Raw genomic sequence first — 26,856 nt, 5'->3', positions numbered from 1 at the left:
ACACCGCTCAGTCGTCGAGGACACCGCTTCCGCTCAGCGCGGGGACGGTGTCCTCACGCCGTGCCAGGGAGCGGGCGCCGAGGCGGAACTGCTCCAGGGTGTCGACGATCGTGCGGCCGACCGGGAGGTGCCCCCAGACGCTGATGCCCTGGTGGGTGCTGGGCTCCCAGGTCGACTCGTCGACGACCAGGGGGTTCCAGCCGACCTCCCATTCGAAGCCGGAGGGGGTGCGGGCGTAGTACGACAGCTCCTTGTCGTTGGTGTGCTGTCCCACGGACAGGGCCATCTCGAAGCCGAGTTCGTGCACCCGCTGATAGCTCCGCGCCAGGTCGTCCAGACTCTCGGCCTGGATGTTCAGATGCTGGACGCGCGTGCGGACGGGGTCGACGGGCAGGCCGCGGGTGGCGGCGATGGCGATGGAGTGGTGGCGTTCGTTGACCCGCAGGAAGCGGATCTTGAGTTTGACGCCGCTGATGGTCTCGTCGATGTAGTCGGTGAGCCGGGCGTCGAAGACGGTGTCGAAGTAGCCCCGCAGCCGCGTCGGCTTCGTGGAGGTGATCGCGACGTGCCCCATGCCCGCGTCGCCGGTCACGAACCCGGAGGCCAGCATCCGCAGCGGCTCGGCCGCCTTGACCGGCGTCGTGTAGATCTCCTGCGTGATGCCCTTGGGCCCGGGGAACCGCAACAGACGCTCGACACCGCGCAGTTCGGCCTCCTCCGCCGTACCTCGCACGACGGGTACGCCATGGGCGCGGACGCGGGCCTCGATCCGCTCGAAGGAGTCGTGGTCGTCGATGTGCCAGCCGGTCGCCACGACATCCTCGGCCGGACCGCGCCGCAGCAGGAAGCGGCACTCCTGCTCGTCGAGGCGGAAACGCAGCAGGCCGGAGTCCAGGTCGTCGCGGTGCATGCCGATGGCGTCGGTGCCGAAGCGGGCCCAGTCGGTGAAGCACTCGGTCTCGATGACGAGGTAGCCGAGGTGGACGGCGCCGAAGACGGACGTGCTCATCGCCGGCCCGCCAGGAAGTCGGCGCACAGCCGGTTGAACAGCTCGGCGCGTTCGAACTGCACCCAGTGGCCGGTGTTGGCGACCATGTACAGATCGCAGTTCGGCAGCCGCTCGGCGAGCATCCGGCCGCCGCTCGGCCGGTTCACCCGGTCGGCGGCGCCCCACAGCACCAGGGTCGGCACGGGGAGCCGGGCCAGCCGGGCATCGCGGGTGAAGTCCATCCTCCACAGAGTGCGCAGCGCGTTCGGTCCGGACGGCCTGCGCAGCGGCGGGGCCGCGACGACCTCGGGGTCGATGCTGTCCCGGTAGCGGGCGTCGATGACCGAGTCCGGGACGTCGGCGGCGTTGAAGACGAGGTGGTTCCGGATGAACTTCTCCAGCTTCGGGCGCGAAGGGCCGTCCCCGGAGTAGTAGTTGAGCAGGCTGTTCAGTCCGGGCGTGGGCAGGGCTCGGGTGGTGCCGATGCCGCCGGGGCCCATCAGGACCATCCGGTCGACCCGCTCCGGGGTGTCCAGGGCGAGCCGCAGGGCACAGGCGCCGCCGTAGGAATTCCCCACCAAGTGCGCCTTTTCGAGGCCGAGTTGATCCAGCAGTCCCCGGATACCGTCGGCCAGATACCCGAACGGATCCGCGCCGTCGACGCCCTTGCTGCTGCGGCCGTAGCCGGGCAGGTCGGGCACAATGACTCGATACTCCTTGGCCAACGCGCCGATGTTCCGGCTGTAGTTGGAGACTCCGGAAGCTCCGGGGCCACCGCCGTGCAGGAGCAGGACGGGCGGGCCGTCGCCGGTCTCCGCGACGAAGATCTTCCGGTCTGCGACGTCCAGCAGGCGTCCCCGCATCGGGGGGAGTTCGGTGTGTGTGGTCATCGAGTCCTCGCAGGGGTGTGGGTGGGCGCGAACCCACCTGGCGGCGGGGGAAGTTGGGCGGAGTCAGGGGCTGCCGCGTAGACGTAGGCGTCGGGGCGCAGCGCGAGGGTGGTCGCGCGGTGCCGGCGCAGCCAGGGCAGCAGCACTCCGTCGCTGTCGACCAGCGTGCCCTCGGCCGGACTCGACCCGGCCGGTGTGAGGGTGAGCGAGGGGACGCCGAGGCGGTCCCACGCGTGCTGCGGGCCGGCCGTACGGGCGTGCAGCAGCACCCATCGGCCGCCGAGCGCGTCGTCCAGCCGTACTCGCGTGCCGTCGGGGCCGGTCACCCAGGGCTGGGGGATCTGGTGCCCGGCGGCCTTGGCGCCGCGCGAGTGGACCTGGAGCCCTGCCCCGTAGTGGGCGCGCGGGATCCAGTTGGCGTCCTGCGTCCACTGGCTGAAGCCCGGGATGCGGTCGAGGGCGCGCAGTGCGACGTTCCGTGCCGTCGCCACCGTCGTACGTCGCTCGGTGATGATCCGGCCGACGAAAACCGCCCTCCTGGTCACCTCCCGCACATGCGGCATGCGTTCGGCCTCGTAGCTGTCGAGCGCCGTCTGCGGCAGTTCGCCGCGGAGCACGGCGGCCAGCTTCCAGCACAGGTTGGCCGCGTCCCGCACCCCGGCGGCCATGCCCTGTCCGATCCACGGCGGCATGGCGTGGGCGGCGTCCCCGGCCAGGAAGACCCGGCCAACGCGGAACCGGGAGGCGAAGCGGACATGGTGGCTGTAGACGGTGGCCCGCAGGATCCTGACGCTGTCCCGGCTGATCCCGTAGCGGGACACCAGTTCGTAGACGGCCTCGTCGGTGGTCAGATACGTCTCGTCGTCGCCCGGCAGGATCGGGAACTCCCAGCGGTGGTGCCCGAGCGGGGTCGGGCAGTCGACCGCCGGGCGCGCCGGGTCGCAGCGGAAGCGCAGCCGGTCGTGGTCCGGCCAGGGCTTGAGCATCTCGGTGTCGATGACGACCCAGCGGTCCTCGTACGTCCGTCCCTCGTACCCCACGTTGAGCTGCGCCCGGGTGAGGCTGGAACCACCGTCGGCGGCGATGACGTACGACGCCCGCAGCCGCCGTACCGCGTCGTCGGCACCGGTCACGGTCAGTTCCACGCCCTCGGCGTCCTGGCGGAGCCGTAGGCACTCGTGCCGGAGCAGCACCTCGACGTTCGGATATCTCGTGACGCCGTCGCGCAGGACCCGCTCCAGCGCCGGCTGGTAGAGGAACATCTGCGGCGGATGGCCGTGTCCGCGCGGGCTGGGGTGGGCGCTGATGAAGGGGCGGCCCGCGGCGTCCACGAAGTCCAGCGGGCGCTCGGCCAGCATGTCCTTCTTCAGCCGCTCGGCCAGGCCGATGCGCTGCCAGATCCGCATGACCTCCTCGTCCGTGGAGATCGCGCGCGCTCGGGCGTAGACATCCGCGTCGCGTTCCAGCACGACCACCCTGAGGCCCGTCGCGCCGAGCAGATTGGCGGCTGTCACACCGGTCGGCCCGTAGCCGATCACCGCCACGTCGTAGGCGCCGTCACCGTCTCTGATCTCGGTCATGGAGGTACCTCACTGCCCTGCCTGCGGCTCTTGCTGTAGCGTTTACTCCAATTGGAATGAACGCTACGGTAAGAGTGATGGCGAAGCCGGTCAAGAGAGGGAAGCCGTGATGACCAGGTCGGAAGCTCCGCGCCGGAAGCGGGCGAACGGGGTGGAGTCCCGGCAGCGGATCCTGGACGCCACTGTGGAGATCGCCGGGGAGCGCGGTTACGACGGAACGTCCATCGCGGCCGTCAGCGCCAAGTGCGGCCTGCCCGCCAGCTCGATCTACTGGCACTTCAAGGACAAGGACGACCTGATCGCCGCGGTCATCGAGCGCAGCTTCGAGACCTGGCTGACGGCGGTGCAACTGCCGGACGAGACGGCAGGGCCCCCTCTTCAGCGGGTCATGTCGATGGCCGCCAACATCGCCAAGTCCCTCCTCGACGCCCCCGACTTCCTCCGCCTCGGCCTCATGCTCGCCCTCGAACGACGCCCCACCGAACCACGTGGCAGAACCGTCTTCCTCCGGGTCCGGGAGATCTCCCGCCTACGGATCGCGGACACCGTCCGCACCCTCTACCCGGAGTTGGACGAGGCCGCGGTCCGCACCCTCACCACCTACGCCGTCGCGGGCGCCGACGGACTGTTCGTCCAACGGGAGATCAGCGGCGACGACGTCGATCTGGTGGCGGTCTTCCAACTCCACGCACAGCTCATCCACGACGCGGCGAACCGCATGGCAGCAAGGAGCACGGCATGACCCTCACCAACGGACAGCGCACGAGGGCCACCGCACCGCCGCAGCGCATAGACGTGCATCAGCACGTCATCCCACCGTTCTACCGCGACGCGCTCACCAAGGCCGGCATAGCCGAGGCGGGCGGCAGGATGCTGCCCGCCTGGAGCCCTGAGGCGGCCATCGAGGCGATGGACGTGCTGGGCACCGCCACGGCCTTGCTGTCCGTCTCCACCCCGGGCACGGCCTTTGTCACCGACCCGGCCGAGGCCGCCGACCTCGCCCGGCGCCTGAACGACCACAGCACCACGCTGGCCGCTGAACACCCGGGCCGCTTCGGCTACTTCGCCACCCTGCCGATGCCCGACGTACCGGCCGGCGCCGCGGAGGCCGCCAGAGCCCTGGACACCCTGGGCGCGGACGGGGTCACCTTGCTGGCCAACAACCGGGGCACCTATCTCGGCGCGGGCGGCCAGGACGAGTTGTGGCGGGCGCTGAACGACCGTGGCGCCGTCGTCTTCGTGCACCCGGCCGAACTCCCGGCGCCCGCCGTCGAGAACATCCCGCCCTTCGCCGCCGACTTCCTCCTCGACACCACCCGCGCCGCCTACCTCCTCGTCCGCAACGGCATCGTGCGGCGGTACCCGGACATCCGCTTCATCCTGAGCCACGGCGGCGGCTTCGTGCCGTACGCCTCCCACCGGATGGGCGTCACGATCGCGGCCGACACCGGCCGCAGCCCACTGGACGTACTGGACGACTTCCGCACCTTCTACTTCGACACCGCCCTGACCTCCAGCCCGGCCGCACTCCCCACGCTGCTGGCTTTCGCCCGCCCGGGGCACGTGCTGTTCGGCAGCGACTGGCCCTTCGCGCCCTCGACGGCGGGCCAGTACTTCGCCAACGGCCTGGACGAGGCGGATGTCCCGGCGGTCAACCGCACCAACGCCGAGGCCCTCTTCCCCCGCCTCGGCAAAACCCCGGCACCCGCTCCGCCGAGACGCCTGCGCCACTCCGCCCAACGCGCCGCCGCCCGCCTGGTCTTCAGACTGGTCCAGCCCTCCTGAGCGGCCCGGCGCCCGCTCAGTGGTCCCCCTGCCGCCCGGCGACGATGCGGCGGCGCACCGCGAACTCGCCGACCCTGCGCTCCACTTCGGCGAGGTTCGCCTCGGAGTGCGGGGTCACCGTGGCGGTCACGGTCCCCGAGTCCGCGTCGACCTCGACCTCCGCGAGTCCGGCCAGCGCCTCGGCGAGGACCCTGCGGGTGGCGTCGGCGCGCAGGGGCAGCTTGTACGGCTTGCCGACCGCCGTGACGGGCAGGGCGTCCAGGACGCGGACGGACTTGGGCGCGGCGGCCCGCTCCCCGAGGTGCGCGGCGGCCCACTCCAGCAACTCGCCCTCCCCGACCGTGGCGTCGGCGAGCGTCACGTAGGCCACCGGCACCTCCCCCGCCCGCCGGTCCGGCTGTCCGACGGCCTGGGCGCCGGTGACCGCGGGATGCGACAGCAGCGCGTCCTCGATCACCCGGGGATCGATGTTGTGGCCGCCGCGGATGATGAGGTCCTTCGCCCGGCCGGTGAGGTGGAGGAAGCCGTCCTCGTCGAGCAGACCCAGGTCACCGGTGTTAAGCCAGCCGTCGACCACCTTGCCCTGAGTGCTGATCCGGTGCCGGTCGCCGTCCCGGCCCTCGACATAGCCCGGGAAGACGGTGGGCCCACTGATGTGCACCACGCCGATCTCACCGGGCGGCAGCCCGTCGCCGATCCGGATGCGCTGGTACGGCAGCCGCTGTCCGGCCGAGCCGGGCCGGGGGGCGTCCAGGAACCCGCGCACGCTGGCGCAGGTCGCCTCGGTGAGGCCGTATCCCTCCAGCAGCGGTATGCCCGTCGCCTTCTCGAAGGAGGTCCGCACGCCCTCGGGCAGCGCGGAGGCGCCGACCATCGCGCAGCGCATCGAGCCGATGTCCGCGCCGTCGACCGGACAGCCGGCCAGGACGGAGTACACGGTCGGTACGGCGCTCATGGTGGCGATCCGGTAGTGCTCGACGATGCGCCAGAACTCCGCGTACAGCGGCACGTCGCGGTAGCCCAACGGGCCCGCCCACACCACCTGTTGACCCCGGAACAGCGGCGCGAGGAGCGTGACCACGAGTGCGTTGACATGGAACAGCGGCAGGGCGGCGAACACGACCGACTCCTCGTCCAGCACGGAGTTGGCCGCGATCATCCAGGCGTCGCTGATCTCGTTGGCGTGCGTGTGCGCGGCGAGTTTGGGCGCGCCCGTCGTGCCGCCGGTGTGGAAGAAGGCGGCGAGGTCGGTGGCGGTGGGGAGCACGCCGAGGAAGCGGTCGTGTGGGGAGTCCGCTGCCAGGTCGGCGAGGTAGGTGACATCGGCGGCGGCGTCGGACTCGGCGCCCGTGGGGCGCAGGACCAGGACGTGGTCGACCAGGCCGTCGCGGGCCAGTTGGGCGCCCGTCTCGAAGGCCGCGCCGTCCAGTTCAGGGGAGGCGGTGATGAGGATCCGGGCTCCGGAGCGGCGGATCAGTTCGGCGACATGGTCGCGGGCGAGCGCCGGGTTGATGGGGGTGGCGATCCCGGCGAGCTGTGCGCCCAGCAGCGCGGTGACGAGTTCGTCGCAGTTCGGGGAGAGCAGCGCGACGCTGTCGTCGCGACGGACCCCGAGCCGGTGCAGGGCGTTGGCGACCTGGTGCACATCGGCCAGGAGGGCGGCGTGGCCACGGATTCTCGGCGAGCGCCAGGACTGCGCGTCCGGCAGGACGGTGAGCGCGGTGCGTTCGGGCCAGTGTGCGGCCGCGCGGCGCAGCAGGTCGTACGAGGTGCCGGGCAGCCCGCGTGCGGACAGCGGTGTGGCCTCGACGACGGGGAGGTCGTCGGGGTGGTCGTAGCGCGGCCAGTCGATGTCGGTCATGCGAACCTCACCTTGTTCTGCTGCTTGCCCAGGTCGATGGCGCCGTCGGGGGTACGGATGGTCAGCTCCACCACGTCCCCGTCGCGCAGGTACTTGTCGTTCTTGGCCTGAGAGTTGAAGAACGCCTTCCACTTCATCGCGGGCGGAAGCAGGGCGCCGATGATCTCCACCGGCTTGGGCGGGGCCTTCAGCGCGGTGCCTCCGGGAGTGCCGGTGAGGATCAGATCGCCGGTCGACAGGGCCTGGAAGCGGGAGAGTTCCTGGAGCGCCTGGAGCGGGCTGTAGATCATGTCCGTGAGGTCGCTGTCCTGCCGGATCTCGCCGTTGACCTTGAGCACGAGCCTCAGTTCGGCGAGCCGGTCGAGTTCGTCGGCTTCCAGCAGGACCAGGGCGGGGCCGACGGGAGTGAAGCCGGGGTACGACTTGGCCTCGTAGAACTGGGTCTTGGGCAGTTGGACGTCCCGCGCCGAGACATCATTGGTGATGACGAGACCGGCGACGTGGTCCTTCCAGTCGGCGGCGGTGACGGTGGCGCCGACGTCGAGGGGGCGTCCGACGACCAGGCCGAGTTCGATCTCGTAGTCCAGGAAGCGGACATGGCCGGGGCGCACGATCTCGTCGTAGGGGCCGCTGATGGAGCCCGAGGTCTTACGGAAGAAGGTCAGCGGGACCGTCCGCGGGTTCATGCCCGAATCGCGTACGTGGGAGACGTAGTTGGTCATCTGCGCGACGACCCGGCAGGGGGCGGTGACCGGGGAGAGCAGCGGAAGTTCCGCGATGGCGCGGGGCTGGGCGGCCGAGTTGCCGGAGCGGGCCTCGGCCAGCGCCGTGTGGACCGTGGCCACGTCGTCGAGGAGTTCCGCGGTCGTGGTGGCCGGGGTCTGCACCGGCACGGCGCGGTGCGCGTCGAGCGCGACCCACCAGGCGTCGGCGGTACGGAGGACGGAGATGCTCATGAGGAAGCCACTTTCAGCAGGCCGCGCAGGCGCGCGAGGTCGAACTCGTTGTCGTCGGCTCGGAGGGCGGTGAGGATCGAACGCAGCTCGGCCAGCGACTCCCGGCCGGGGGCGATGCCGAGGAAGTCCTTGGTCGCCGGAGGGCCCCACTGGGCGAGACCGGATGCCGTCATGGGCGCCCAGCCGGGCTCCAGGGTGGCGTCGAACCGGTCGCCGTCGGTGAAGTGCTCGACCAGGAAGCCGTCGGAGTCGCGCCAGTAGTCGAAGATCTGGCTGCCCTGGATGTGCCGGCCGATCCCCCAGGAGCGCCGGTATCCCGTCTTGAGCAGATGTTCCCCGCCGGCGGCGAGCGCGTCGAGGTCGGTCACCTCGTACGCCGAGTGCACATACCGGTTGGAGGGGCCCAGGGTGAGCGCCAGGGTGTGGTGGTCGGTGAGCGTGCCGCCTCGGTCGCAGCGGATGAAGCTCATGGTGGGACCCCGCTCGCGCTGACCCTCGTAGTAGAGGAAGTCGCTGACGATCAGCCCGAGTCGGTCCAGGTACCAGTCGAGGGTGCGCCGGTAGGTGGTGGATTGCAGGACCACATGCCCGAGGCGCCGTACGCCGGCCGGTTCGCGGGGCGGTCGCTGGGTGGCGTTGGCGCGGTCGAGTCCGTCGCCGAGGTTGAGGAGCTGCGGCCGCTGTCCGGGCAGCGTGGGCAGGTCGTCGGTGTCGGCGACGACCCGGACCCGCAGTCCGCCGGGGTCGAGCAGGTCCACGACGGAGCCGCCCAGCGTCGCGGGCAGTGAGCGCACCCGGGTGCCGGTGGCGTCGGCCAGCCGGAGCAGATCGCGGGTCTCGGCGGCCCGGAAGGCCGGGCCGAGGAAACGGGCGGCGCGCCCCTTGCGGACGATCACGCAGGGCGCGCCCGCCTGGGTTCCCCGCAGGTGCAGTTCCTGGGCGTCCCGGTAGGACGTCACGAAGCCGAAAGCCCGCGCGAAGGACTCGGCGCGGTCCAGGTCGGGCTTCACGAACTCCAGCCACGCGATGTCGTGGACCTTGATCACCGGGTTCGCCGACCGGCCGGGATGCTCCCCGGGCCGGGCGCCCTGCTCGGAGTGCAGGTCGTTGTGTGTGCCGGACACAGCCATCACCTCCTGAAGGAATATTCAGTCTCGAAGATGACTTCAGTCAAGAGAACTGAAGAAATCTTCAGGAGACCTGGAGAGGCGGCTAGAGTGCGGATGACCAGGTACGGGCGGGACGGAGAGAGTGCGATGGCCGAGAGCACGGCGGCGAAGAAGGCCGCGCCGCGGCGGATGGACCGGCGCAAGGCGCGGACCCGGAGCGCGCTGGTGCACGCGGCCCAGCGAGTGCTGGCCGAGGGCCGTACCGAGGTCCCCATCCAGGAGATCACCGAGCTGGCCGACATCGGCGTCGGCTCCTTCTACAACCACTTCGACAGCAAGGACGAACTGTTCCGCGTCGCCGTGGAGGAGGCGCTGGAGTGGTGGGGCACGCTCATGGACCGGCTCACCGCGGACCTGGACGACCCCGCGGTCGCCTACGCCCAGAGCTTCCGGATGACCGGCCGCCTGCACCGCCGCCACCCCGAGCTGAGCAGGCTCCTCCTGCGCCAAGGGCTCGAACTCGTCCGCTACGACCGCGGCCTGGCACCCCGCGCCCTGCACGACATCCGGGCCGCCGTGGACGCGGGCCGGTTCGAGGTGGAGGACGTGGATCTGGCACTGGCGGTGACGGCGGGCGCCGTGCTGTCCTTGGGTGCCCTGCTGCACGAGCAGCCCGAGCGGGACGCGGCGGCCTCCGCGGACCTGGTCGCCCGGGGCCTGCTGCGGCAGTTCGGCATCCCGCCGGAGGAGGCCGAGCGGATCTGCTCGCTGGAACTGCCGGACCTTGACCGCGCGGAGCCCTTGGAGAGGGCCTAGGGGCGACTGCTGTAGGGGGCGCTCCAATTAGAGTGGGATCTTCAGTGCCCGTACGAGCTGGAGACACCCATGACGCAGGCCCCGCGCAGGAAGCGCGCCAACGGGGTGGAGTCGCGGCAGCGGATCCTGGACGCCACCGTGGAGATCGCCGGGGAGCGCGGTTACGACGGAACGTCCATCGCGGCCGTCAGCGCCAAGTGCGGACTGCCCGCCAGCTCGATCTACTGGCACTTCAAGGACAAGGACGACCTGATCGCCGCGGTCATCGAGCGCAGCTTCGAGACCTGGCTGACGGCGGTGGAACTGCCGGACGAGGCCACGGGAGCGCCGCTTGAGCGGATGACCGTGATGGCCGCCAACATCGCCAAGTCCCTTGTCGACGCCCCGGACTTCCTGCGCCTCGGCCTCATGCTCGCCCTCGAACGACGCCCCACCGAACCACGCGGCAGAACCGTCTTCCTCCAGGTCCGGGAGATCTCCCGCCGACGGATCGCGCAGATGCTCCAGGACCTCTTCCCCGACCTGGACGAGCAGGCGCTCGCCACCCTCACCACCTACACCGTCGCCGGCGCCGACGGACTTTTCGTCCAGCGGGAAGTCGCCGGCGACGACGTCGATCTGATCGCGCTGTTCGAGCTGCACGCGCGGATGGTGTACGAGGCGGCCGGCCGCCTCAGCCGAGCGGCTTCTCCAGCAGCGCCTTGCGGTGACTGAACGTCTCGATGGAACAGCGGCCGTGGTGGTTACCCATGCCACTCTCCCCCACTCCGCCGAACGGCAGGTCGGAGACGGTGAGATGGACGAGCGGTCCTTGATGCGCGCTGCTCGCTGGTGAGTACGGTATCGATGTATAAGCCAACCATCATTCGACGGAGGCCATTCCCCGGCCCCACCCCTGCCCCTGACCTCTACACATAAGGACTGAATAAGAGCAGAATGTAGGGAAGCGGCGCTTATCCGCATACCGCACCAAACGCGGTCAGGCCTGCTAGTCAAAGGAGACGAGTCATGGCCAACGTCTCGCCCACCAGAGGTGACATAACGAGCCACCCGGATGCTATGGAAATGCGGGAACGGTACGCCCGTATGCTCGGCGGTCGTGATGTGGCGCTCATGGACGGACCGGTGTTCCTGCTCGGTCTGTACTGCGCCGTGTCCCCGTGGATCGTCCACTACACGACCAGCCAGCCGGACCTCGTACCGCACAACCTGGTCATCGGGATCGCGATCGCCCTGCTCGCCCTGGGGTTCACTCGGGCTCCCGAGCGCATGTACGGCCTGAGCTGGGCCATGTGCGCGCTGGGCGCCTGGATGATCGTCTCGCCGTGGATCGTCGGCGACAGCCCGGACGCGGGCGTCGTGTGGAACAACGTCATCATCGGCGCCCTCGCCGTGATACTCGGCCTGATGTGCGCCGGTACGGCGGCGAAGAGCGCGCCGAAGCCATGAGAGCCACGAAGTGATCGGTAACTAGAGGCAGAAGGAGGACGCGTCGGCCGGTCCGGGAAACCGAGGACCGGCCGACGCCCCGTGTCCGGGGTCAGCTCTCCGGCACGAGCCACGGCTCCTGCGAGAGCGTACGGCCGGTCTCCAGGAGGGACTTGAGGTTGGACAGCACGGCCGGCCAGCCCTGCGAGACGTCGGCGAGGTCGCGCTCGCTCGGCAGGTCCTCATGGGTGACGGTCAGTCGCACGATGCCGCCGTGCGGCTGGATGTCGAAGGTGACCCGGGAGTGCGTGTCGGTCCGGTCCTCCTTGCCGGGCTCGGCCCAGGTGGTGACCAGCCGGGTCGGGCGCTCGCTCACCACCACGGTGCCGACGACGTCGGCGATGCCGGAGCCGTCGGTGCGGACATGCTCCCAGCGGGAGCCCTTCTGCCAGTCGGAGACGTTGCTGTGACCCCAGTAGGCGGCGGTGAGGTCGGCGTCGGTGAGCGCGCCCCAGACCTTCTCGGGGGTGCTCTCGATGTAGGTGACGTAGACGTAGGTGGGCTTGTCGGTCATGGCTTCCTCGGCTTGTCGCTTCACGGCGCCGAGCACGCGCAGCCGCGGGCGCTCGAACTTGTCGATCCACCGCTCCTGGATCTCGTGGAGCGGGACCGGGTTGAGGTAGTGCAGCTTTTCCCTCCCCCGCCGCACGGTGCTGATCAGACGGGCCGCCTCCAGGACCGCGAGATGCTGGGTCACCGCCTGCCGCGTCATCGCGATCCGCGCACACAGCTCCCCGAGCGTCTGCCCGTTCTCCTCGTGCAGCCGGTCCAGCAACCGCCGGCGCGTGTCGTCGGCCAGGGCCCTGAAAACCTGATCCATCCCGGAGTCGTCCTCTGATCGCACACTCAACGTTATGCAGGCAATTGCTTGCATGTCAAACGCCGGCCCCGCCGCCGAGTGTCAGTGGCCGCCGAGCCAGTCCGCGTACCAGGCGACCGTCGCATCGATCGTCTCGGCGAGCGGAACCGGCGCCACCGCGAAGGTCCGTTCGAAGGCCGAGGAGTCCATGATCTGGGGCTCCGTGTGCTGGTAGAACATCTCCGCGTACTCGGCCATGAACTGCTCGTCGAACGGGCCGAAGGGGCGGGCCTCGGGCACGGGCACGACGGTCAGCGGCCGGCCGACCCGCTTCTCGATCATGGTGAGGACCTCGCGGGTACTGACGGCCGCCGCCGTCGGCAGGTGCCAGACCCGGCCGTCACCCTCCGGACGCTCCCCCAGAGTCGCGAGGCCCGCGGCGACGTCCTCGATGTTCGTGTAGCTGTGCGGCAGGTCGATGTCACCGAGCCCCGGCACCTCCCCGCCGGTCAGCGCGGCCGGGAACACCGCGCCGCCCAGGGTGGAGTTGACGACTCCGGGGCCGACGAAGTCGGCGGAGCGGCCGAGGACGACCCGGGCGCGCCCCTCGCGGTGGGCGGCGAGGTACTTCTCGTCCAGCTCCGCCCGCATCCGGCCCTTCCGGGTGGTCGCCTGCCACGGGGAGTCCTCGGTCATCACCGCTCCCCCGGTCTCGCCGTACGGGTACAGCGTGTCCAGCACCACCAGCCGGGCGCCGACGGACTCGACGGCGGCCAGGACCGCCGCCTGGATCCGGGGCATCACCTCGACCTGGAGGTGGTAGCCGACGTTGACGCAGTGGTAGACGACGGCGGCTCCGTCCACGGCGGCCCGTGCGCCCTCGGCGGTGGCGACATCGGCGGCGAACCGCTCGACACCGTCCGGCACGGGCCCCTCGCCCTTGCGGTCGACGAGCCGCACGGGGTGGCCCCGGCGCACCAGCTCGCGGGCGAGCGCGGTCCCGGCCGGACCGGATCCGAGGACGACGTGCAGGGAGTGTGCGGTGGCGGCCATGACTGACCCCTTCCAAGAAGAGTTATGTGCTGTCGTTTCTGTTAGAGACTATAACTCTCACGATGAGGTCTGGCAACGGATGGCCGAGCGTAGGGTGCGAGGGAAGATCGCCCGAGCGAGAAGGGTCGTACGCCATGGCCGTGAAGGACTCCGAGCTGCCCTATCTGCGCCGCTGCGTGGAGCTGGCGGCCGAGGCGCTGGACGCCGGGGACGAGCCGTTCGGCTCGGTGCTCGTGGGCGCGGAGGGCGCCGTACTCGCCGAGGACCACAACCGGGTGGCCTCCGGCGACCGCACCCGGCATCCCGAGTTCGAGCTGGCCCGCTGGTCGGCGGCGCATCTCACGCCCGAGCAGCGGGCCGCGGCCACGGTCTACACATCCGGCGAGCACTGCCCGATGTGCGCGGCCGCCCACGCCTGGGTGGGCCTCGGCCGCATCGTGTACGTGGCCTCCTCCGCGCAGCTGACCGCCTGGCTGACCAAGCTGGGCGTGCCCGCCGCTCCGGTGCGGGCGCTGCCGGTCAACGACATCGCGCCCGGCGTGGTGGTGGAGGGCCCGGTGGCCGAACTCACGGACGAGGTGCACGCGCTGCACGTCCGCTTCCACCGGCAGCGCGGCTGACCGGGGCCGCGTTCCCGCCGAGATGCAGGGGCCGGTCCGCGCTGCCCAGGATCGGAGAAGGCCCCGGCCGGACGGCCGGGCCGCTCCCTCGCGGGGATGCGATGCCCTTGCAACCGGCTCAGCGGCTGACAGTCGCACTCGTGACACTGGTCGGGGTCGCCACCGCCGCCCATCTGACGGTCCCCCCAGCGCTCGCCCCGGTGTGGGCGGTGATGGCGTACTCGTCCCTGCTGGCCTTCCTCGCGCTGCCGACCGGCCTGAAGAACCGGCTGAAGACGGCCGCGGCGCCGTATCTGTACTCCGGCCCGTCGCCCACCGCGTCGCTGGCCACCGCGATGGCCGGACTGGACGTCAACGACCGGCGCGGCGACGCCGTGCGTGCCGATCTGCACCGCAAGACGGCCCGGGTGCTCGACCACCTGGCCGAGCTGGACGTGTACACCCTCAACCGGGACGGGCTGCCCGTCCTGGAGGTCCCGCTGGCCGACGCGGGCGACCTGGACGCGGTCGCGCAGACGCTGTGGGACGAGAGCATCCATGTGACGCTCGCCGCGTATCCGCTCGTACCACGGGACCGGGTGGGGTTCCGCCTCCAGGTCACGGCACTCAACTCCGACGAGGACATCTCGCGGCTGAACGCCACGCTGACCCGACTGGCCGCGCGTTACCCGCTGCGGCGGAGGGAATCCCAGGACGCCGTGTCCGAGGCCGGCGTGGGAGGGGCGGGACGCTGATGACGACGCACAACGACGATGTGGACTGGGACCGTTGGCCGGTCGCGGACTATCTCGCCGAGAACTACCGGGAGGTGCATCCCTCGGACGCCGCGGTCATCGCACACCACGCGGCGTACTACCGGCGGCTGGCGCCAGGTTCAGTGGCCCGTTCGGTGGAGTTCGGGGCGGGCCCGAACCTGTATCCGCTGATGCTCGCCGCCGCCGTGAGCCGCCGCATCGAGGCCGTGGAGGCGGGCGCCGGGAACGTCGCCTATCTGGAGCGGCAGATCCTGTGCGGCCCCGAGGCGAGCTGGCTGCCGTTCCACCAACTGTGCCGACGGCTCAACCCCGCGGTCCCGGCGACGCCCGCGCAGGCGCTGGCGCAGGTGTACGTGGTGCACGCGGACGTCCGTGAACTGCCGCCGGACTCCTACGGCCTGGCGTCGATGCACTTCGTCGCGGAGGGCGCCACCGAGGACTTCGCGGAGTTCGCCGCGTTCTGCCGGGCCTTCGTGCGCTGTGTCGAGCCGGGCGGCCACCTGGTCGCGGCCTTCATGGAGAACATGCCGACCTACCGGATCGGGCCGGCCTCACGCTGGCCGGGCTGCCCGATCGACCCGGACCGGGTCACCGAGGTGTTCACGCCGCTGGCCCAGGACCTCGAAGTGACCCATGTCGACTCCGACCCGACGCTCCCCGACTACGGCGACTCGGGGATGGTGCTGCTGACGGGCGTGGCCCGGTGAACCCCGGGGACGGCGAAGGCCCCACCGGTGGTGCGTCCGGTGGGGCCCTCAGTCCTGGGGTCAGCGCGTGGCGCGGGGGCGGAAGCGCCGGTAGAGGGCGGCGCCGCCGACGATGAGGGCCGCGCTGCCCGCCACGGCGGGGACGGTGTGGTCCGCTCCGGTGTGGGCGAGCGAGGGCCCGGGGGTGTGCGGGACGGGGGCGGGGGCCGCGGGCTTCGGGGCGGGCTCGGCGCGGGGCGGCCGGGGTGCCGGTTTCCCGGGGCGCTCGGGTCGTGCGGGGCGGTCGCCCGGGGAGTTCGCCGACTCGTTGCCGGTGACCGGGTTGGCGATGCCGACCACGTTCACGCTGTTCCCGCTGACGTTCACCGGGACATCGACCGGCAACTGCACGCCGTTGCCGGAGATCACCCCGGGCGAATCCTTTCCGCCGCCCTCGGCGGACGCCCCGGCCGGTGCGCCCGGCTCGTCGCCGGCGCTCTCGCTGGCACAGGTGTTGCCCGCGGCCGGGTTGAGCAGCCCCACCACGTTCACGGTGTTCCCGCACACGTTCACCGGCACATGCACCGGGAGCTGGATGGTGTTGCCGGAGATCGCCCCGGGCGAGCCGGCCGCGGCGCCGTCCGCCGCGGAGTCGGCCTGCGCGGGCATCGCCACGGCCATCGCGCCGGATGCGGCGGCGACGGCGATCACACCGTTTCGGGTAACCCTTCGCATAGGTTCCCTGCCTTCCAGACATGGACGCGGGCACTCGCCCGCACCGGATAAAACGCGGGCGAACCATCGGAGTTATGGCTAATCGGCCTTTCACCCCATCGAGCGGCACCGTTATCGAACTGGCGGCAAAGCGGCCCGTACACGGATACCACCGACTGTATGCGGATGCATGCAGCCGTATGCACATGCAGCGGGCAACCGCGGATCTTAACCCCCGTCGACCCGTGCCGCCCGCCCGGAGGCGGGCCTTCCGGGGGCCGCATATCGTGATCGTGGGCGCCGGATCCCGGTCCGCCGACGGGCGCCCTGGAGGCTTGCATGCCGGTCAAGCAGTCGAAGCGGCGCGCCCTGCGGCGCTGCGCGATCGTCGCGGCGATGACGCTGCCGCTGCTGGCTCCGGCACTGCCCGCGGCGGACGACGAGCCCGATCTGACCCGCTTCTACCGGCAGAAGGTGTCGTGGGGGAAGTGCGAGGGCGTCGACGCGCCCAAGGACCTCCAGTGCGGCAAGGTCATGGTCCCGCTCGACTACGCCGACCCCTCGGCCGGGACCCTCGACCTGGCGCTCGCCCGCTACCGGGCCACCGGCGACTCCCGGGGCTCGGTGCTGCTCAACTTCGGCGGCCCCGGCGGCGCGGGGGTGGACCAACTGGCTTACGGCGGCAAGGACTTCATGAGCCTGACCAACGGCTACGACGTGGTCACCTTCGACCCGCGCGGGGTCGGCCGCTCCTCGCCGGTCAGCTGCGGCGACGGAACCGAGGCGACCGGCGACGCCATGGACGACAGCACCGAACTCGGCTCCGATCCGCACGCGGTGCTGGAGGAGATCCGCCGCACCGCCGAGGCGTGCCGGAAGCACTCCGGCCCCGTGCTGCCGTACATCGGCACGGTGTACGCCTCCCGGGACATGGACGTGATGCGTCAGGCCCTCGGCGACAAGAAGCTCAATTACCTCGGCTTCTCCTACGGCACACGGCTCGGGGCGGTGTACGCGAAGCAGTTCCCGGACAAGGTCGGCCGCATGGTCCTGGACGGTGTCGACACCCTCACCGAGCCGCTGACCGAGCAGGGCGTGGCGGGCGCCGAGGGGCAGCAGGCCGCGCTGGACGACTTCATCGACTTCTGCACGCAGGACATCGCGTGTCCGTTCGGCCAGGATCCGCGCACCGCGCGGGAGGAGGTCGTACGGCTGGTGGAGTCGCTGGACGAGGACCCCGTGCCGACGGACTTCGGGGACGTGTTCACCGGGCAGGATCTGGTGGGCGCCATCGGGCAGGCGCTGTACAGCGAGGACATGTGGCCGTCGCTCCAGCGCGCCCTGGCCTCGCTGATCGAGGACGGCGACACCCGGGGCGTGATGAGCCTCGCCTACGGCGGTCTCGCCGCGCCCGTGCGCAACGGTGACGGGGACGGCGGACTCGTCGACGCGGAGGACGTCCCGCTGGACAACCTTCCCGCGGCGCTGATGGCGATCAACTGCGCGGACGACCCGGACCGGCCGACCGCGAAGCGCATCACCCGTGACCTCGACCGACTGCGCGCCGAGTACGAGCGCGCCTCCCCGGTCTTCGGCCAGTACCGGCTCACCGAGGTCCTCATGTGCTACGGCCGCCCCAAGGGCACGGACTTCATCCGCGAGCAGGTCAAGGACCTGGACACGTCGAAGATGCTCCTGGTCGGCACCCGCGGCGACCCGGCGACGCCGTACCGCTGGACCGTGGAGACGGCGCGGCGGCTCGGCTCCTCGGCGGTGGTTCTCGACAACCGCGACAGCGGCCACACCGGATACGCCTCCTCGCGGTGCGTGCACGGCAAGGTGGACGCGTTCCTGCTGTACGGCTCCCTGCCCGCGAACGGCAGTTCGTGCGGGCCGGACGAGAGCGACTGAGGCGTCACGGCCGGGTTCAGCACGGTCGGCGTTGTCAGTGGTCGCTGCCATGATTCCCGGGGATCGTCGAGAGCGGGGAGCGGGTCATGGTGGAGCAGGCGGTACGGCCGATCGTCGAGGCGATGTTGTCGCATATCCCGAGCGGTTGGACCGAGGCGGTGATGTACGCCCGGGCGGGGCGTCACGGAAGCTCGGTGACCGGCGGCTACAGCCCGCGCCGGAGCGGCCGGCATGCGGGGCTGCCGAGCCCGCACGAGCACCTCATGGCGCTCGGGGAGATGCTGCGCGAGGAGCACGGCTGGGAGCCCGCGTCCCTGGAGATCCGGTGCCGGCCCACCGGCGAGTACCGGCTCGTCGCCTTCCATGACGCCATCACCCAAGTGACCGGGGACGGCGGCTTCCAGGTGGTCCTCGATCCCGAGTACGAGCTTCCGCAGCCCGGACTGCGCCAGGAGCCCGGCACCGCCGCCGCGGCGGGCGATCCCGAGTTGGCCGTGGCCCGCTTCCGCAGGTACCTGGAGCGGCGCGCCGAGATTCTGGGGCGGCCCGAGCAACTGCCCCCACCCGCCACCGAAGCCGCGATCCAGGCGGCCGAACAGCAGCTCGGCCACCGCATCCCCGCCGATCTGCGCGCGCTCTACCTGCTCGCGGACGGGGACCGTGATCACTATCTCTTCCCGGGCAACGCCTGGCTGTCAGTAGCAAGCATGGCGGGTGAGCATCTGGAGTGGGGCGCGGCCCAACGGCCCTGGTACGGCTGGGACCTGGAGTGGAACGCGGTCGTCCTGGACACCGTTCCGGCCGACACCGTACGGCGCTGCGGCGGCCACCCCGGGTGGCTGCGGTTCGGCAGCGGCGAGGACGGCAACTTCCTGGCCGTCGACATGGCTCCGGCCCGCGCCGGCCGCCCCGGTCAGGTCATCCGGACCGGCCGTGACTACGACGAGGGTCCCGTGTACGTCACCGACTCGGTCACCTCACTGCTCGGCCGCTGTCTGGAACTGCTGGAGCAGGGCGCGTACTCGGTGCACGGCGAGCACCTGTATCTGGAGGAGCCCGGCGCCGAACACGAGACCCAGGAGATCATCGGCGGCAATGTGCCCGAGGAGGTGCCGCCGACCCTCCAGGCCCTGCACGTCAACGACGTCACCGGACCGGTCGACCTCGCCCCGCTCACAGCCGCTCCACGGCTGCGCAAACTGCACCTCAACCGTGCCACCACCGCCGACATCACGCCGGTTCGAGAGTTGCCCGTCGAGTCGTTGCGGGTCGGCCTCGACGGCGGCGATCTGAGCCCGCTCGCCGGCCATGCCCACCTGGCCTCGCTCGGCCTCACCACCACCGCCCCGGTCGACCTCGCGCCCCTGCGCACGGCGCCCCAGCTGCGCGGCCTCGACCTCTCCGGGGCCGAGAGAGCGGACGTGGCCGTCCTCGCCGAGCTGCCGTCCCTTCGCTACCTCGCCCTCACCCTGGATCAGTGGAGCGCCCTGCTGGACAAGGCCGGAGCGCCTCCCGCCCTGGCGGCCGCCCGCCTGGCCGGCGAGGAGGTCACGCTCGACGACGCCCTCGCCTGGGCCGCCCGCCTCGGCCTGGACACCGACGGAGCGCTGCGCCTGGCGGGTTCACTCCGCGAGTGAGCGCGGGCCTCACTCCTCGCCGTGCACGATCCGGTGCAGGGCGGCAGCCGTCCGGCTGAATCCGTCGTCGCCGAGGAGCTCGCGCAGTTCGGTGTTGAAGCGGTCGATCTCGGGACGCGCCGCGTCCAATGCGACGGCTCCGGCGTCCGTCAACTCCAGGACCACGGCCCGGTGTTCGCTCGGGTGCGCGCCCTTGGCCAGCAGTCCTGCCGTGGTCAGCCGGGTGACCAGGCCGGTGACGGCCGACTCGCGCAGACCGAGGGTGCGGGCGAGCTGCTGCTGGGTGATGCCCGGCCGGTCCTCGACGGCGAACAGCGCGCCGAGCTGGACGGTGGTGATCCCGGCGGCCGTCACACAGCGCCGGTCGGCGGCGGTGCGCAACTGGTGCGCCGCCCGCTGAAGCAGGAAGTACAGGCGCTGATCCGGCTCGGACATGGGCCGATCTTGACAGAGGCGGCCGACTCGCGCCACTCTCAGTTCACTAGTGAAGTGAGGTTCGACGTGAACAAGACCCCGGATCTGGACCAGGCCCGGCAGGTCCTGGCGGCGCAGCCCTTCAGCGCGCTGCTCGGCACCCGGCTGACCGCCTTCGGCGACGGCGAGGCCGTCCTCGAACTGGACATCCGCGAGGAGCTGCTCCAGCAGCACGGCACCGTGCACGGCGGTGTCCTCGGCTACGCGGCGGACAACGCGCTGACCTTCGCCGCGGGCACCGTGGCCGGCGCGCAGCTGATCACGGCCGGTTTCACCATCGACTATCTGCGCCCGGCCAAGGGCGACGTCCTGCGGGCACATGCTCAGGTCGTCCGTGCGGGCCGTACCCGGGTCGTCGTCCGCTGCGACCTGACCACCGTCACGGGCGACGGCGACGCGACCCTGTGCGCGGTGGCCCAGGGCAGCATCGCGGTCCAGCAGGCGGCCTGAGCCGACCGCCCCTCAGAAGTCGACCGGGTCCCGGACGATCGGGCAGGTCATGCAGTGCCCGCCGCCCCGCCCGCGGCCCAGTTCGGCGCCGACGATCGTGATGACCTCGACCCCGGCCCTGCGCAGCAGGGTGTTGGTCTGGGTGTTGCGGTCGTAGGTGAACACCACCCCGGGTTCCAGGGCGACCGCGTTGTTGCCGCTGTCCCACTGCTGGCGTTCGGAGGCGTAGACATCGCCGCCGGTCTCCACGACCCGCAGCTTCGGCAGGCCGAGCGCCTTGGCGACGACCTCGACGAAGGACGCCGGGGCCTCGTCGACGAGTTCGAGGCCGGGGGATCTGTCGCTGGGCCGCAGGGAGAAGGTGTGGACGCCGTCCATGATGGCCGGGTACAGGGTGACCAGATCCCGGTCGGCGAAGGTGAACACGGTGTCCAGGTGCATGGCCGAGCGCAGCCGTGGCATTCCGGCGACGACGACGTGCTCGGCGGTACCGGCCTCGAACAGGGCCTTCGCGACCTGGGTGATGGCCTGCCGCGAGGTGCGCTCGCTCATTCCCATCAGGACGACGCCCTTGCCCACCGGCATGATGTCGCCGCCCTCGAACGTGGCCTGTCCCCAGTCGAGTTCGGGGTCGCCCCACCACACGGTGGAGCCCGCGTAGTCGGGGTGGAAGGTGTACACGGCCTTCATCAGGAGGGTCTCGTCGTGCCGGGCGGGCCAGTACAGCGGGTTGAGGGTGAGGCCGCCGTAGAGCCAGCAGGTGGTGTCGCGGGTGTAGAGGGTGTTGGGCAGCGGCGGCATCAGGTACTCGCGTACGCCCGTCGACTCGCGGGCCAGCGCGAGGTAGCCGGAGCGGTAGTCCTCGGGCAGGTCGCCGGTGGCCAGGCCGCCGATCAAGTACCGGGCCAGCTCGGCCGGTTCCAGGGACTCCAGATAGGCGCGGGTGCCGTCGACGAGGCCGAGGCCGACCTCGTTGGGCACGATCTTGCGGTCCAGGAGCCAGTCCCGGGCGCCCGGGACCGCCATCGTCCGCGCCAGCAGGTCGTGCAGCTCCACCACGTCGACACCCCGCTCGCGCAGCTTGTCGACGAAGTCGGCGTGGTCGCGCTGGGCGTTCTCGACCCACATCACATCGTCGAAGAGCAGGTCGTCGGAGTTGGTCGGGGTGAGCCGGCGATGAGCCAGACCCGGTGCGCAGACCAGCACCTTGCGCAGCCGCCCGACCTCGGAGTGGACGCCGTACACGGGAGGGGTTTGCTGACTGGTCACGGTGCACCTTTCCGGGGGTTCACAGGCTGATCCAGCCCAGCGCCAGGGCCACGACGCCGAGCACCGCTCCGGCCACCGACACGCTCAGGACGACGCGTTCACGCGGGGCGAACAGCTGTCTTCCCTGCTCTCGGCGGGCCATCACGAACAGCACCGTGGCGGGCGCGTAGACGATCAAGGAGACGAGGAGGTACTTCAGGCCCGCGGCGTAGATGAGGAACGCGGTGTAGACGGTGGCGAGCGCGGCGACGCCCAGTTCCCTGGACCGCTCCCGGTCCCCGGCCGCCGCGATCTTCAGGGCGAAGGCGGCGGCGAGCAGGAACGGGATGAGGGTGAGCGCGCTGGTCAGATTGAGGGCGAAGTCGAAGGCATCGTCGGAGAAGAGCGTGACGACCAGGACGATCTGAGTCAGCGCCGTGCTCATCACCAGCGCGTTCATGGGGACGTCGGCGGGCGTGGACCGCTTGAGGAAGCGGGGCATGTCGTCGTCCTTGGCGGCCACGAACAGCACCTCGGCCGCCATCAGCGTCCAGGCGAGATACGCGCCGAGGACGGAGACGATCAGACCGACGCTGACGAAGACCTGGCCCCAGGTGCCCACGGCGTGCTCCAGCACCTCCGCCATGGAGGGCTGGCGCAGCTCGGCGATCTCGCTCATCGGCATCAGGCCGTAGGACACGATGGTCACCGAGGCGAAGATCGCGAAGACGCTCAGGAATCCCAGCACGGTCGCCACGCCGACGTCCTTGCGGCGCCGTGCGTGCCGGGAGTAGACGCTGGCGCCCTCGACTCCGAGGAAGACGAAGACCGTGGCCAGCATCGTGCCCTTGACCTGCTGGAACAGGGAGCCCGCATAGTCGGCGCCGGCGAAGTTGTCGGCGAAGACGCTCGGCTCGAAGTAGAAGAGCGCGATCACCACGAAGACGATGATCGGCACCACCTTGGCGATGGTGACGATCCGGTTGATGGCCGCGGCCTCCTTCACCCCGCGGCTGATCAGCCAGAAGAACAGCCACAGCCCGACGGAGGAGAGCACCACGGCGAGCACGGTGTCGCCGTCGCCGAGCGCGGGTGCGATCGCCCCGATGGTGGACATGATCAGCACCCAGTACGTCACATTGCCCACGCAGGCGCTGGCCCAGTAGCCGAACGCCGAGAAGAAGCCCAGGTACTCGCCGAAACCGGCCTTGGCGTAGGCGTAGACACCGGCGTCGAGTTCGGGGCGGCGCACCGCGAGCGTCTGGAAGACGAACGCGAGCATCAGCATGCCGGTACCGGCCACCGCCCAGGCGATCAGGGCGCCGACGACACCGGTCTCCTGCGCGAACCGGCGGGGCAGGGAGAAGACACCGGCGCCGACCATAGAGCCGACCACCATCATGGCGAGTGTCGGCAGGCTGAGCTTGGCGGTGCGGGACTCCTGGGCCTTGGTCTCGACCTCGGGCATGGACGTCCTCGGCGGGTCAGGCACCGCCGCAGGTCGGCGACGCGGAGACGCCATCCGGCGACCCGTGCGAGATTATCAACGAAATGTCTTCAATGCCCGCCCGATTCGCCCCCGATGCCCGATCGGCGAAACAGTCCTATCGTGCTGTCATGGAGCATGCACTGAGTCCCGCCACGCTCGCCGAGCTGCGCCGCCCGCGCCCGTATCCCGCGGTGTCCGTCCTGACCCCGACACACCGCAGGGAGCCCGAGAAGACCCAGGACCCGGTCCGGCTGCGCAATGTCGTGGCCGACGCCAAGAAGCAACTGGAGGCGGATCCCGCGGTCAGCCGGGAGCGCCGGATCGATGTCGTCCGGCAGCTGGAGGAAGCGCTCACCGAGGTGGATCTGGCGCACGCCGAGGACGGCCTGGTGATCTTCGCCGCACCGGGTGAGCACCAGGTGTGGTCACTGGCCCGCACGGTCCCCGAACGCGTGGTCCTCTCCGACACCTTCCTCACCCGCAACCTGGTCTCGGCGCAGGCCGCCGAGCGTCCGTTCTGGGTGCTGTCGGTCTCCGCCGACCGCGTCACGCTGTGGAACGGCGGCGGCGACCGGGTCGCCGAGGAACAGATCGGCGGCTTCCCGCTGACCCGGACCCTGGACAACTTCGACGCCGAGCACCAGGAGCGGATCGGCGACCGGCCGAGCACCTTCCGCGACGAGGCCACCCGGCACTTCCTGCGGGAGGCCGACACCGCGATCGGGAAACTGCTGCGCGAGGATCCGCGCCCGCTCTACGTCACCGGCGAGACGGCGGCCCTGTCGCTGCTGGACGAGGTCGGCAGCGTCACGAACGACGCCGTCCACGTCCGCCACGGCGGTCTGTCGGACGCCAGCCCGGAGGCGGTGTGGCAGGCGGTGCGGCCGATGGTCGAGGCGGACGGCCGCAAGACCGTCGACACGGTCGCCCGGGAGCTGGAGACGGCCCGGGGCCGCAGGTCGTACGCAGCCGGTCTCGACGAGGTCTGGCAGAACGCCCGCGACGGCCGGGTGCGGCTGCTGGCGGTCGAGGAGAACTACCGCGCGACCGTCCGCGACAACGCCGGCGACCATCTGATCCCGGCGACGAGCGGTGATCTCGACGCCCGCGAGGACATCGTGGACGAGATCGTCGAGCAGTGCCTGGAGACCGGCGCCGACGTCCGCTTCGTACCGGACGGCACACTGGGCGACGCGACCGGTATCGCGGGCATCCTGCGGTACTGAGCCGCGCCCGTCAGACGCTTCCGAAGAGCGCGCTCAGCCCCTCGTCGACGGCCGACCCGACATCCTCCTGGCCGACCGCGACGACGGCATGGCTGCGCATCAGGAAACGGCGCAGGGCGGAGCTGTCGAACCGCAACAGGGCCAGCCCGTACGGCGAGTGGAACTCCAGCACCGTGCGGGCCCGGCCGCACGGCCAGATGTGCACGTCCCCGTCCCCGGCCGGTCCGCGCAGCCCCTCCGCCAGCAGCGACCGGGCGAAGGTCCAGGTGACGCACTCCCCGTCCAGGGAGACCTCGGCCGGAAACTCGATGTGCACGGCCAGCGGATCGGCCGAGCTGTAGCGGAGCGTGGCGGACGCGGGCAGTTCCTGCTCATCGGCGGTGATCAGACGAGCACGGGCTGGCTGCTCCAAGGTGATGTCCATAGCTGTCTCCCCCGTGGTCGATACTGCGGTCGGCCAGGAGTGGCCGGCACGTCTTTAAGGACCTCTCAGACTCCGCTCGCATTACACCGGAGCCGGAATTTCTCACGTGACCTGCGTCACGAACAGAAGGGGTATTTCGCCTCCGACTTGAGCGAACCCACCCGAAGTCTCCTCGGGGAGCGAGAGAGTATCCGAACGCACTGTCGTCGAACACAGGCGTGGGCCCCCGATCGTCGCCCGGCCGCAGCCTCAAATCACGTACGCGGCCTACGACTTGACCGCCCGGCGACGTACACCATTCGCCCCGCACGACCCGCCCGTGAAGACTGTGGCATATACCAGAAGCACCACCGTATCGTGTGTTGCCAAATCCCTTACAGCGCGTCGCGGCCTGTGCAACAGTCGTAACGGTCCCTCCGTCATCTTCGTCGTACCGTTCCCTTCACCGGAGTGCGTCATGCCGTCCCATCTCTCCGCGGACCGCCCAGCCGCCCAGCCGCCCGGACGCGGCTCGGTCGACGCCCTGATATCGCAGGCGCGCCGGCTCAAGGGCGAGATGGACGCCGTACGGCGGGACACGCCGAGTGACGGTTCGGACCCGCAGGAGCGCTGGCAGCGCGCGCTGTGCGATCTCGCGCTGACCCAACTCGACGACCTCGATGCCCACTTGGCCCAGCTGCGGGAGGGACCGCCGCCGGTGCCCACCGCACCGGCGACGCCCGCCGCCGAGTCCGTACCGCCCGCCCCGGGCGGCTCACTGCTCAGCCGGGTCGGCAGCGCGGAGTGGAACCTCCTCACGGACGAGGCGAGTTGGTCCGGCGAGCTCTACCAGATCCTGGGCCGGGACCCCGCCGCTCCCCCGCTCACCCTCGACGAACTGCCCTCCCTGGTACTCGACGAGGACCGTCCGAGGCTGACGGCGATGGTCACCGACTGCCTCGTCGACGCCAAGCCGATCGACGGGGAGTTCCGCGTCGTCCGCCCCGGCGGCGAGGTGCGCACCGTCCACATGATGGGCGAGCCCGTGCTCGGTACCGACGGCAGCACCGCCGCCATGTGGGCCGTGCTGCGGGACGTCAGCGAACTGCGCCGCAGCCAGCGTGCGGTGAGCGAGACCCGTGACTCGCTCCAGCGCCAGCGGCACCGGGCGCACACCGAGCACCGGCTGGCGGTCGAGCTGCACGAGGCCGTGCTGCCGCCGTGGCGCGGCGCCCTGCGGCTCCCGCACCAGGGCCCGCGGACTCTGGACCTGGCCGCCCACCACCTGCCCTCCGCGATCGGCTCCCAGATCGGCGGCGACTGGTACGACGCCCTCGAACTCCCCGGCGGCGAGACGCTGCTCAGCGTCGGCGACCTCACCGGACAGGGCGTCGCCGTGGCCTCGGGCATGGCGACCCTGCTGGGTGCCGTACGCGGAATGGCGATGGCCGGCACCGAACCGGGGCAGCTGATGTCCTGGCTCAACCAGCTGCTCGACGCCACCGTGCAACCCGCCCTCGGCAGCGCGGTCTGCTGCCGCTACCGGCCCGATACTCGCGCCCTGGTCTGGGCACAGGCAGGACACCCCGCCCCGCTGCTGTTCCGCAACGGGACGGGGTGCCGTTTGCGGTCACCGAACGGCGTCCTGCTGGGCGCGACGGCCGGTGCCGCCTACGATCAGGCCGAAGTGACCCTGGAGACCGGAGATCTGCTCCTCCTGCACACCGACGCACTGGTGTCCGGGCACAGCGACACCGATCCGGTGAACCGTCTCCTCGACCTGGCCCCGCGCTTCGACGCGGCGCACACCGCACAGGACTGCGTACGGATGGTCGTGGAGGAGTTCGGCGCGACCGAGCGCGAGCACGACGCCTGCGTGCTGATCGCCAGGGTGACGTCCTGATCCTTGTGCGGGATC

26 protein-coding genes and 1 pseudogene are annotated in these 26,856 nt (G+C 70.8%); 13 read left to right on the top strand and 14 right to left on the bottom strand.

Translation table 11 applies throughout. The annotated features are described in order from the left end of the window. Window positions 1–7 precede the first annotated feature (7 nt). The 3 genes from BN159_RS40710 to BN159_RS40700 are packed head-to-tail and all read right to left on the bottom strand — an operon-like array spanning window position 8 to window position 3,458. Entirely contained in the window at window positions 8–1,009 is a 1,002-nt protein-coding gene (locus BN159_RS40710) for a VOC family protein (RefSeq protein WP_015662919.1), read from the bottom strand. Next, window positions 1,006–1,878: an alpha/beta fold hydrolase gene (locus BN159_RS40705; protein ID WP_015662918.1), complete on the bottom strand. Its 873-nt coding sequence runs from the start codon at window positions 1,876–1,878 to the stop codon at window positions 1,006–1,008. The genes BN159_RS40710 and BN159_RS40705 overlap by 4 nt, the downstream gene beginning before the upstream one ends. Next, window positions 1,875–3,458, bottom strand: a complete 1,584-nt coding sequence (locus tag BN159_RS40700) for a bifunctional 3-(3-hydroxy-phenyl)propionate/3-hydroxycinnamic acid hydroxylase (RefSeq protein WP_015662917.1) — start codon at window positions 3,456–3,458, stop codon at window positions 1,875–1,877. The genes BN159_RS40705 and BN159_RS40700 overlap by 4 nt, the downstream gene beginning before the upstream one ends. A gap of 109 nt (window positions 3,459–3,567) precedes the next feature. On the opposite strand from BN159_RS40700, the gene BN159_RS40695 reads away from it, so the two are divergent. Together BN159_RS40695 and BN159_RS40690 are read left to right on the top strand one after the other, a co-directional pair. Beyond that, the gene (locus tag BN159_RS40695; protein WP_015662916.1) at window positions 3,568–4,200 is read left to right on the top strand and encodes a TetR/AcrR family transcriptional regulator; all 633 of its coding nucleotides are present in this window, start codon (window positions 3,568–3,570) and stop codon (window positions 4,198–4,200) included. Next, window positions 4,197–5,243: an amidohydrolase family protein gene (locus BN159_RS40690; RefSeq protein ID WP_015662915.1), complete on the top strand. Its 1,047-nt coding sequence runs from the start codon at window positions 4,197–4,199 to the stop codon at window positions 5,241–5,243. The genes BN159_RS40695 and BN159_RS40690 overlap by 4 nt, the downstream gene beginning before the upstream one ends. 16 nt (window positions 5,244–5,259) lie before the next feature. Here the strand turns inward: BN159_RS40690 and BN159_RS40685 are convergent, their stop codons facing one another. The 3 genes from BN159_RS40685 to BN159_RS40675 are packed head-to-tail and all read right to left on the bottom strand — an operon-like array spanning window position 5,260 to window position 9,190. After that, window positions 5,260–7,104: an acyl-CoA synthetase gene (locus tag BN159_RS40685; RefSeq protein WP_015662914.1), complete on the bottom strand. Its 1,845-nt coding sequence runs from the start codon at window positions 7,102–7,104 to the stop codon at window positions 5,260–5,262. Continuing rightward, window positions 7,101–8,060: a fumarylacetoacetate hydrolase family protein gene (locus tag BN159_RS40680; RefSeq protein WP_015662913.1), complete on the bottom strand. Its 960-nt coding sequence runs from the start codon at window positions 8,058–8,060 to the stop codon at window positions 7,101–7,103. The genes BN159_RS40685 and BN159_RS40680 overlap by 4 nt, the downstream gene beginning before the upstream one ends. After that, window positions 8,057–9,190 (bottom strand): VOC family protein, encoded by a 1,134-nt coding sequence (locus tag BN159_RS40675; protein ID WP_041820493.1) that lies wholly within the window; start codon window positions 9,188–9,190, stop codon window positions 8,057–8,059. The genes BN159_RS40680 and BN159_RS40675 overlap by 4 nt, the downstream gene beginning before the upstream one ends. A 126-nt stretch (window positions 9,191–9,316) precedes the next feature. Between BN159_RS40675 and BN159_RS40670 the strand changes: the two genes are divergently transcribed. Next, window positions 9,317–9,985, top strand: coding sequence for a TetR/AcrR family transcriptional regulator (locus BN159_RS40670; protein ID WP_015662911.1), 669 nt, complete (start codon window positions 9,317–9,319; stop codon window positions 9,983–9,985). A 69-nt stretch (window positions 9,986–10,054) separates the two neighbouring features. Next, complete coding sequence (locus BN159_RS40665) at window positions 10,055–10,699, top strand: TetR/AcrR family transcriptional regulator (RefSeq protein WP_015662910.1); 645 nt, start codon at window positions 10,055–10,057, stop codon at window positions 10,697–10,699. Here the strand turns inward: BN159_RS40665 and BN159_RS47285 are convergent. Further along, window positions 10,659–10,793: pseudogene (locus tag BN159_RS47285) on the bottom strand (aldehyde dehydrogenase family protein); the annotation flags it as partial. The gene BN159_RS40665 and the pseudogene BN159_RS47285 sit on opposite strands and share 41 nt — an antisense overlap. Before the next feature lie 200 nt (window positions 10,794–10,993). Between BN159_RS47285 and BN159_RS40660 the strand changes: the two are divergent. Beyond that, on the top strand, window positions 10,994–11,434 hold the full coding sequence (locus BN159_RS40660) for an SPW repeat protein (RefSeq protein WP_015662909.1): 441 nt from the start codon (window positions 10,994–10,996) through the stop codon (window positions 11,432–11,434). A 91-nt stretch (window positions 11,435–11,525) separates the two neighbouring features. Here BN159_RS40660 and BN159_RS40655 read toward each other — a convergent pair whose 3' ends face one another. Both BN159_RS40655 and BN159_RS40650 read right to left on the bottom strand, forming a co-directional pair. Next, window positions 11,526–12,293, bottom strand: a complete 768-nt coding sequence (locus BN159_RS40655; protein WP_015662908.1) for an ArsR/SmtB family transcription factor — start codon at window positions 12,291–12,293, stop codon at window positions 11,526–11,528. A gap of 81 nt (window positions 12,294–12,374) precedes the next feature. Beyond that, on the bottom strand, window positions 12,375–13,325 hold the full coding sequence (locus BN159_RS40650; protein ID WP_015662907.1) for an NAD-dependent epimerase/dehydratase family protein: 951 nt from the start codon (window positions 13,323–13,325) through the stop codon (window positions 12,375–12,377). Window positions 13,326–13,459: 134 nt separating this feature from the next. Here BN159_RS40650 and BN159_RS40645 point away from each other — a divergent pair, with 134 nt between their 5' ends. The 3 genes from BN159_RS40645 (at window position 13,460) to BN159_RS40635 (ending at window position 15,407) form a co-directional block, all read left to right on the top strand. Beyond that, window positions 13,460–13,945, top strand: a complete 486-nt coding sequence (locus tag BN159_RS40645; protein ID WP_015662906.1) for a nucleoside deaminase — start codon at window positions 13,460–13,462, stop codon at window positions 13,943–13,945. A gap of 140 nt (window positions 13,946–14,085) precedes the next feature. Continuing rightward, window positions 14,086–14,679 carry an aminotransferase class I/II-fold pyridoxal phosphate-dependent enzyme gene (locus tag BN159_RS40640; protein ID WP_231905681.1) on the top strand — a complete coding sequence of 198 codons (594 nt, stop codon included), beginning with the start codon at window positions 14,086–14,088 and terminating at the stop codon, window positions 14,677–14,679. Beyond that, on the top strand, window positions 14,679–15,407 hold the full coding sequence (locus BN159_RS40635) for a class I SAM-dependent methyltransferase (RefSeq protein WP_015662904.1): 729 nt from the start codon (window positions 14,679–14,681) through the stop codon (window positions 15,405–15,407). Before BN159_RS40640 ends, BN159_RS40635 begins: the two co-directional genes overlap by 1 nt. Window positions 15,408–15,467: 60 nt before the next feature. Here the strand turns inward: BN159_RS40635 and BN159_RS40630 are convergent, their stop codons facing one another. Next, window positions 15,468–16,121, bottom strand: a complete 654-nt coding sequence (locus BN159_RS40630) for a chaplin (RefSeq protein WP_015662903.1) — start codon at window positions 16,119–16,121, stop codon at window positions 15,468–15,470. Between the two features lie 318 nt (window positions 16,122–16,439). Here BN159_RS40630 and BN159_RS40625 point away from each other — a divergent pair, with 318 nt between their 5' ends. Together BN159_RS40625 and BN159_RS40620 are read left to right on the top strand one after the other, a co-directional pair. Then, complete coding sequence (locus BN159_RS40625; RefSeq protein ID WP_015662902.1) at window positions 16,440–18,011, top strand: alpha/beta hydrolase; 1,572 nt, start codon at window positions 16,440–16,442, stop codon at window positions 18,009–18,011. 86 nt (window positions 18,012–18,097) lie between these two features. Continuing rightward, complete coding sequence (locus BN159_RS40620; RefSeq protein WP_015662901.1) at window positions 18,098–19,648, top strand: SMI1/KNR4 family protein; 1,551 nt, start codon at window positions 18,098–18,100, stop codon at window positions 19,646–19,648. A 9-nt stretch (window positions 19,649–19,657) separates the two neighbouring features. On the opposite strand, the gene BN159_RS40615 is transcribed toward BN159_RS40620, so the two are convergent. Then, the gene (locus BN159_RS40615; protein ID WP_015662900.1) at window positions 19,658–20,083 is read right to left on the bottom strand and encodes a MarR family winged helix-turn-helix transcriptional regulator; all 426 of its coding nucleotides are present in this window, start codon (window positions 20,081–20,083) and stop codon (window positions 19,658–19,660) included. Window positions 20,084–20,149: 66 nt separating this feature from the next. Between BN159_RS40615 and BN159_RS40610 the strand changes: the two genes are divergently transcribed. Next, on the top strand, window positions 20,150–20,572 hold the full coding sequence (locus tag BN159_RS40610; protein ID WP_015662899.1) for a PaaI family thioesterase: 423 nt from the start codon (window positions 20,150–20,152) through the stop codon (window positions 20,570–20,572). A 12-nt stretch (window positions 20,573–20,584) separates the two neighbouring features. Here the strand turns inward: BN159_RS40610 and BN159_RS40605 are convergent, their stop codons facing one another. Together BN159_RS40605 and BN159_RS40600 are read right to left on the bottom strand one after the other, a co-directional pair. Next, window positions 20,585–21,841, bottom strand: coding sequence for an arginine deiminase (locus BN159_RS40605; protein WP_015662898.1), 1,257 nt, complete (start codon window positions 21,839–21,841; stop codon window positions 20,585–20,587). 19 nt (window positions 21,842–21,860) lie between these two features. Then, window positions 21,861–23,288, bottom strand: a complete 1,428-nt coding sequence (locus BN159_RS40600; protein ID WP_015662897.1) for a basic amino acid/polyamine antiporter — start codon at window positions 23,286–23,288, stop codon at window positions 21,861–21,863. A 149-nt stretch (window positions 23,289–23,437) separates the two neighbouring features. Between BN159_RS40600 and BN159_RS40595 the strand changes: the two genes are divergently transcribed. After that, window positions 23,438–24,535 carry a baeRF3 domain-containing protein gene (locus BN159_RS40595; protein ID WP_015662896.1) on the top strand — a complete coding sequence of 366 codons (1,098 nt, stop codon included), beginning with the start codon at window positions 23,438–23,440 and terminating at the stop codon, window positions 24,533–24,535. 10 nt (window positions 24,536–24,545) lie between these two features. Here the strand turns inward: BN159_RS40595 and BN159_RS40590 are convergent, their stop codons facing one another. Beyond that, window positions 24,546–24,959: an SsgA family sporulation/cell division regulator gene (locus BN159_RS40590; protein WP_015662895.1), complete on the bottom strand. Its 414-nt coding sequence runs from the start codon at window positions 24,957–24,959 to the stop codon at window positions 24,546–24,548. A gap of 457 nt (window positions 24,960–25,416) precedes the next feature. Here BN159_RS40590 and BN159_RS40585 point away from each other — a divergent pair, with 457 nt between their 5' ends. Next, entirely contained in the window at window positions 25,417–26,841 is a 1,425-nt protein-coding gene (locus tag BN159_RS40585) for a PP2C family protein-serine/threonine phosphatase (protein WP_015662894.1), read from the top strand. Window positions 26,842–26,856: the final 15 nt, after the last annotated feature.

It is taken from the genome of Streptomyces davaonensis JCM 4913 (assembly GCF_000349325.1).
GTDB lineage: Bacteria > Actinomycetota > Actinomycetes > Streptomycetales > Streptomycetaceae > Streptomyces > Streptomyces davaonensis.
The sequence above is the reverse complement of the archived record's forward strand: the minus strand, read 5'-3'. Positions and strand labels throughout refer to the sequence as shown.

Bases quoted from the DNA above. Each gene is read 5' to 3' on its own strand.
- BN159_RS40630 (WP_015662903.1), bottom strand. From the start codon at position 16,121: ATGCGAAGGGTTACCCGAAACGGTGTGATCGCCGTCGCCGCCGCATCC.
- BN159_RS40670 (WP_015662911.1), top strand. From the start codon at position 9,317: ATGGCCGAGAGCACGGCGGCGAAGAAGGCCGCGCCGCGGCGGATGGAC.
- BN159_RS40620 (WP_015662901.1), top strand. From the start codon at position 18,098: ATGGTGGAGCAGGCGGTACGGCCGATCGTCGAGGCGATGTTGTCGCAT.
- BN159_RS40590 (WP_015662895.1), bottom strand. From the start codon at position 24,959: ATGGACATCACCTTGGAGCAGCCAGCCCGTGCTCGTCTGATCACCGCC.
- BN159_RS40680 (WP_015662913.1), bottom strand. From the start codon at position 8,060: ATGAGCATCTCCGTCCTCCGTACCGCCGACGCCTGGTGGGTCGCGCTC.
- BN159_RS40705 (WP_015662918.1), bottom strand. From the start codon at position 1,878: ATGACCACACACACCGAACTCCCCCCGATGCGGGGACGCCTGCTGGAC.
- BN159_RS40655 (WP_015662908.1), bottom strand. From the start codon at position 12,293: ATGGATCAGGTTTTCAGGGCCCTGGCCGACGACACGCGCCGGCGGTTG.
- BN159_RS40650 (WP_015662907.1), bottom strand. From the start codon at position 13,325: ATGGCCGCCACCGCACACTCCCTGCACGTCGTCCTCGGATCCGGTCCG.
- BN159_RS40710 (WP_015662919.1), bottom strand. From the start codon at position 1,009: ATGAGCACGTCCGTCTTCGGCGCCGTCCACCTCGGCTACCTCGTCATC.
- BN159_RS40660 (WP_015662909.1), top strand. From the start codon at position 10,994: ATGGCCAACGTCTCGCCCACCAGAGGTGACATAACGAGCCACCCGGAT.
- BN159_RS40690 (WP_015662915.1), top strand. From the start codon at position 4,197: ATGACCCTCACCAACGGACAGCGCACGAGGGCCACCGCACCGCCGCAG.
- BN159_RS40595 (WP_015662896.1), top strand. From the start codon at position 23,438: ATGGAGCATGCACTGAGTCCCGCCACGCTCGCCGAGCTGCGCCGCCCG.
- BN159_RS40685 (WP_015662914.1), bottom strand. From the start codon at position 7,104: ATGACCGACATCGACTGGCCGCGCTACGACCACCCCGACGACCTCCCC.
- BN159_RS40695 (WP_015662916.1), top strand. From the start codon at position 3,568: ATGACCAGGTCGGAAGCTCCGCGCCGGAAGCGGGCGAACGGGGTGGAG.
- BN159_RS40645 (WP_015662906.1), top strand. From the start codon at position 13,460: ATGGCCGTGAAGGACTCCGAGCTGCCCTATCTGCGCCGCTGCGTGGAG.
- BN159_RS40635 (WP_015662904.1), top strand. From the start codon at position 14,679: ATGACGACGCACAACGACGATGTGGACTGGGACCGTTGGCCGGTCGCG.
- BN159_RS40700 (WP_015662917.1), bottom strand. From the start codon at position 3,458: ATGACCGAGATCAGAGACGGTGACGGCGCCTACGACGTGGCGGTGATC.
- BN159_RS40615 (WP_015662900.1), bottom strand. From the start codon at position 20,083: ATGTCCGAGCCGGATCAGCGCCTGTACTTCCTGCTTCAGCGGGCGGCG.
- BN159_RS40665 (WP_015662910.1), top strand. From the start codon at position 10,055: ATGACGCAGGCCCCGCGCAGGAAGCGCGCCAACGGGGTGGAGTCGCGG.
- BN159_RS40675 (WP_041820493.1), bottom strand. From the start codon at position 9,190: ATGGCTGTGTCCGGCACACACAACGACCTGCACTCCGAGCAGGGCGCC.
- BN159_RS40585 (WP_015662894.1), top strand. From the start codon at position 25,417: ATGCCGTCCCATCTCTCCGCGGACCGCCCAGCCGCCCAGCCGCCCGGA.
- BN159_RS40600 (WP_015662897.1), bottom strand. From the start codon at position 23,288: ATGCCCGAGGTCGAGACCAAGGCCCAGGAGTCCCGCACCGCCAAGCTC.
- BN159_RS40625 (WP_015662902.1), top strand. From the start codon at position 16,440: ATGCCGGTCAAGCAGTCGAAGCGGCGCGCCCTGCGGCGCTGCGCGATC.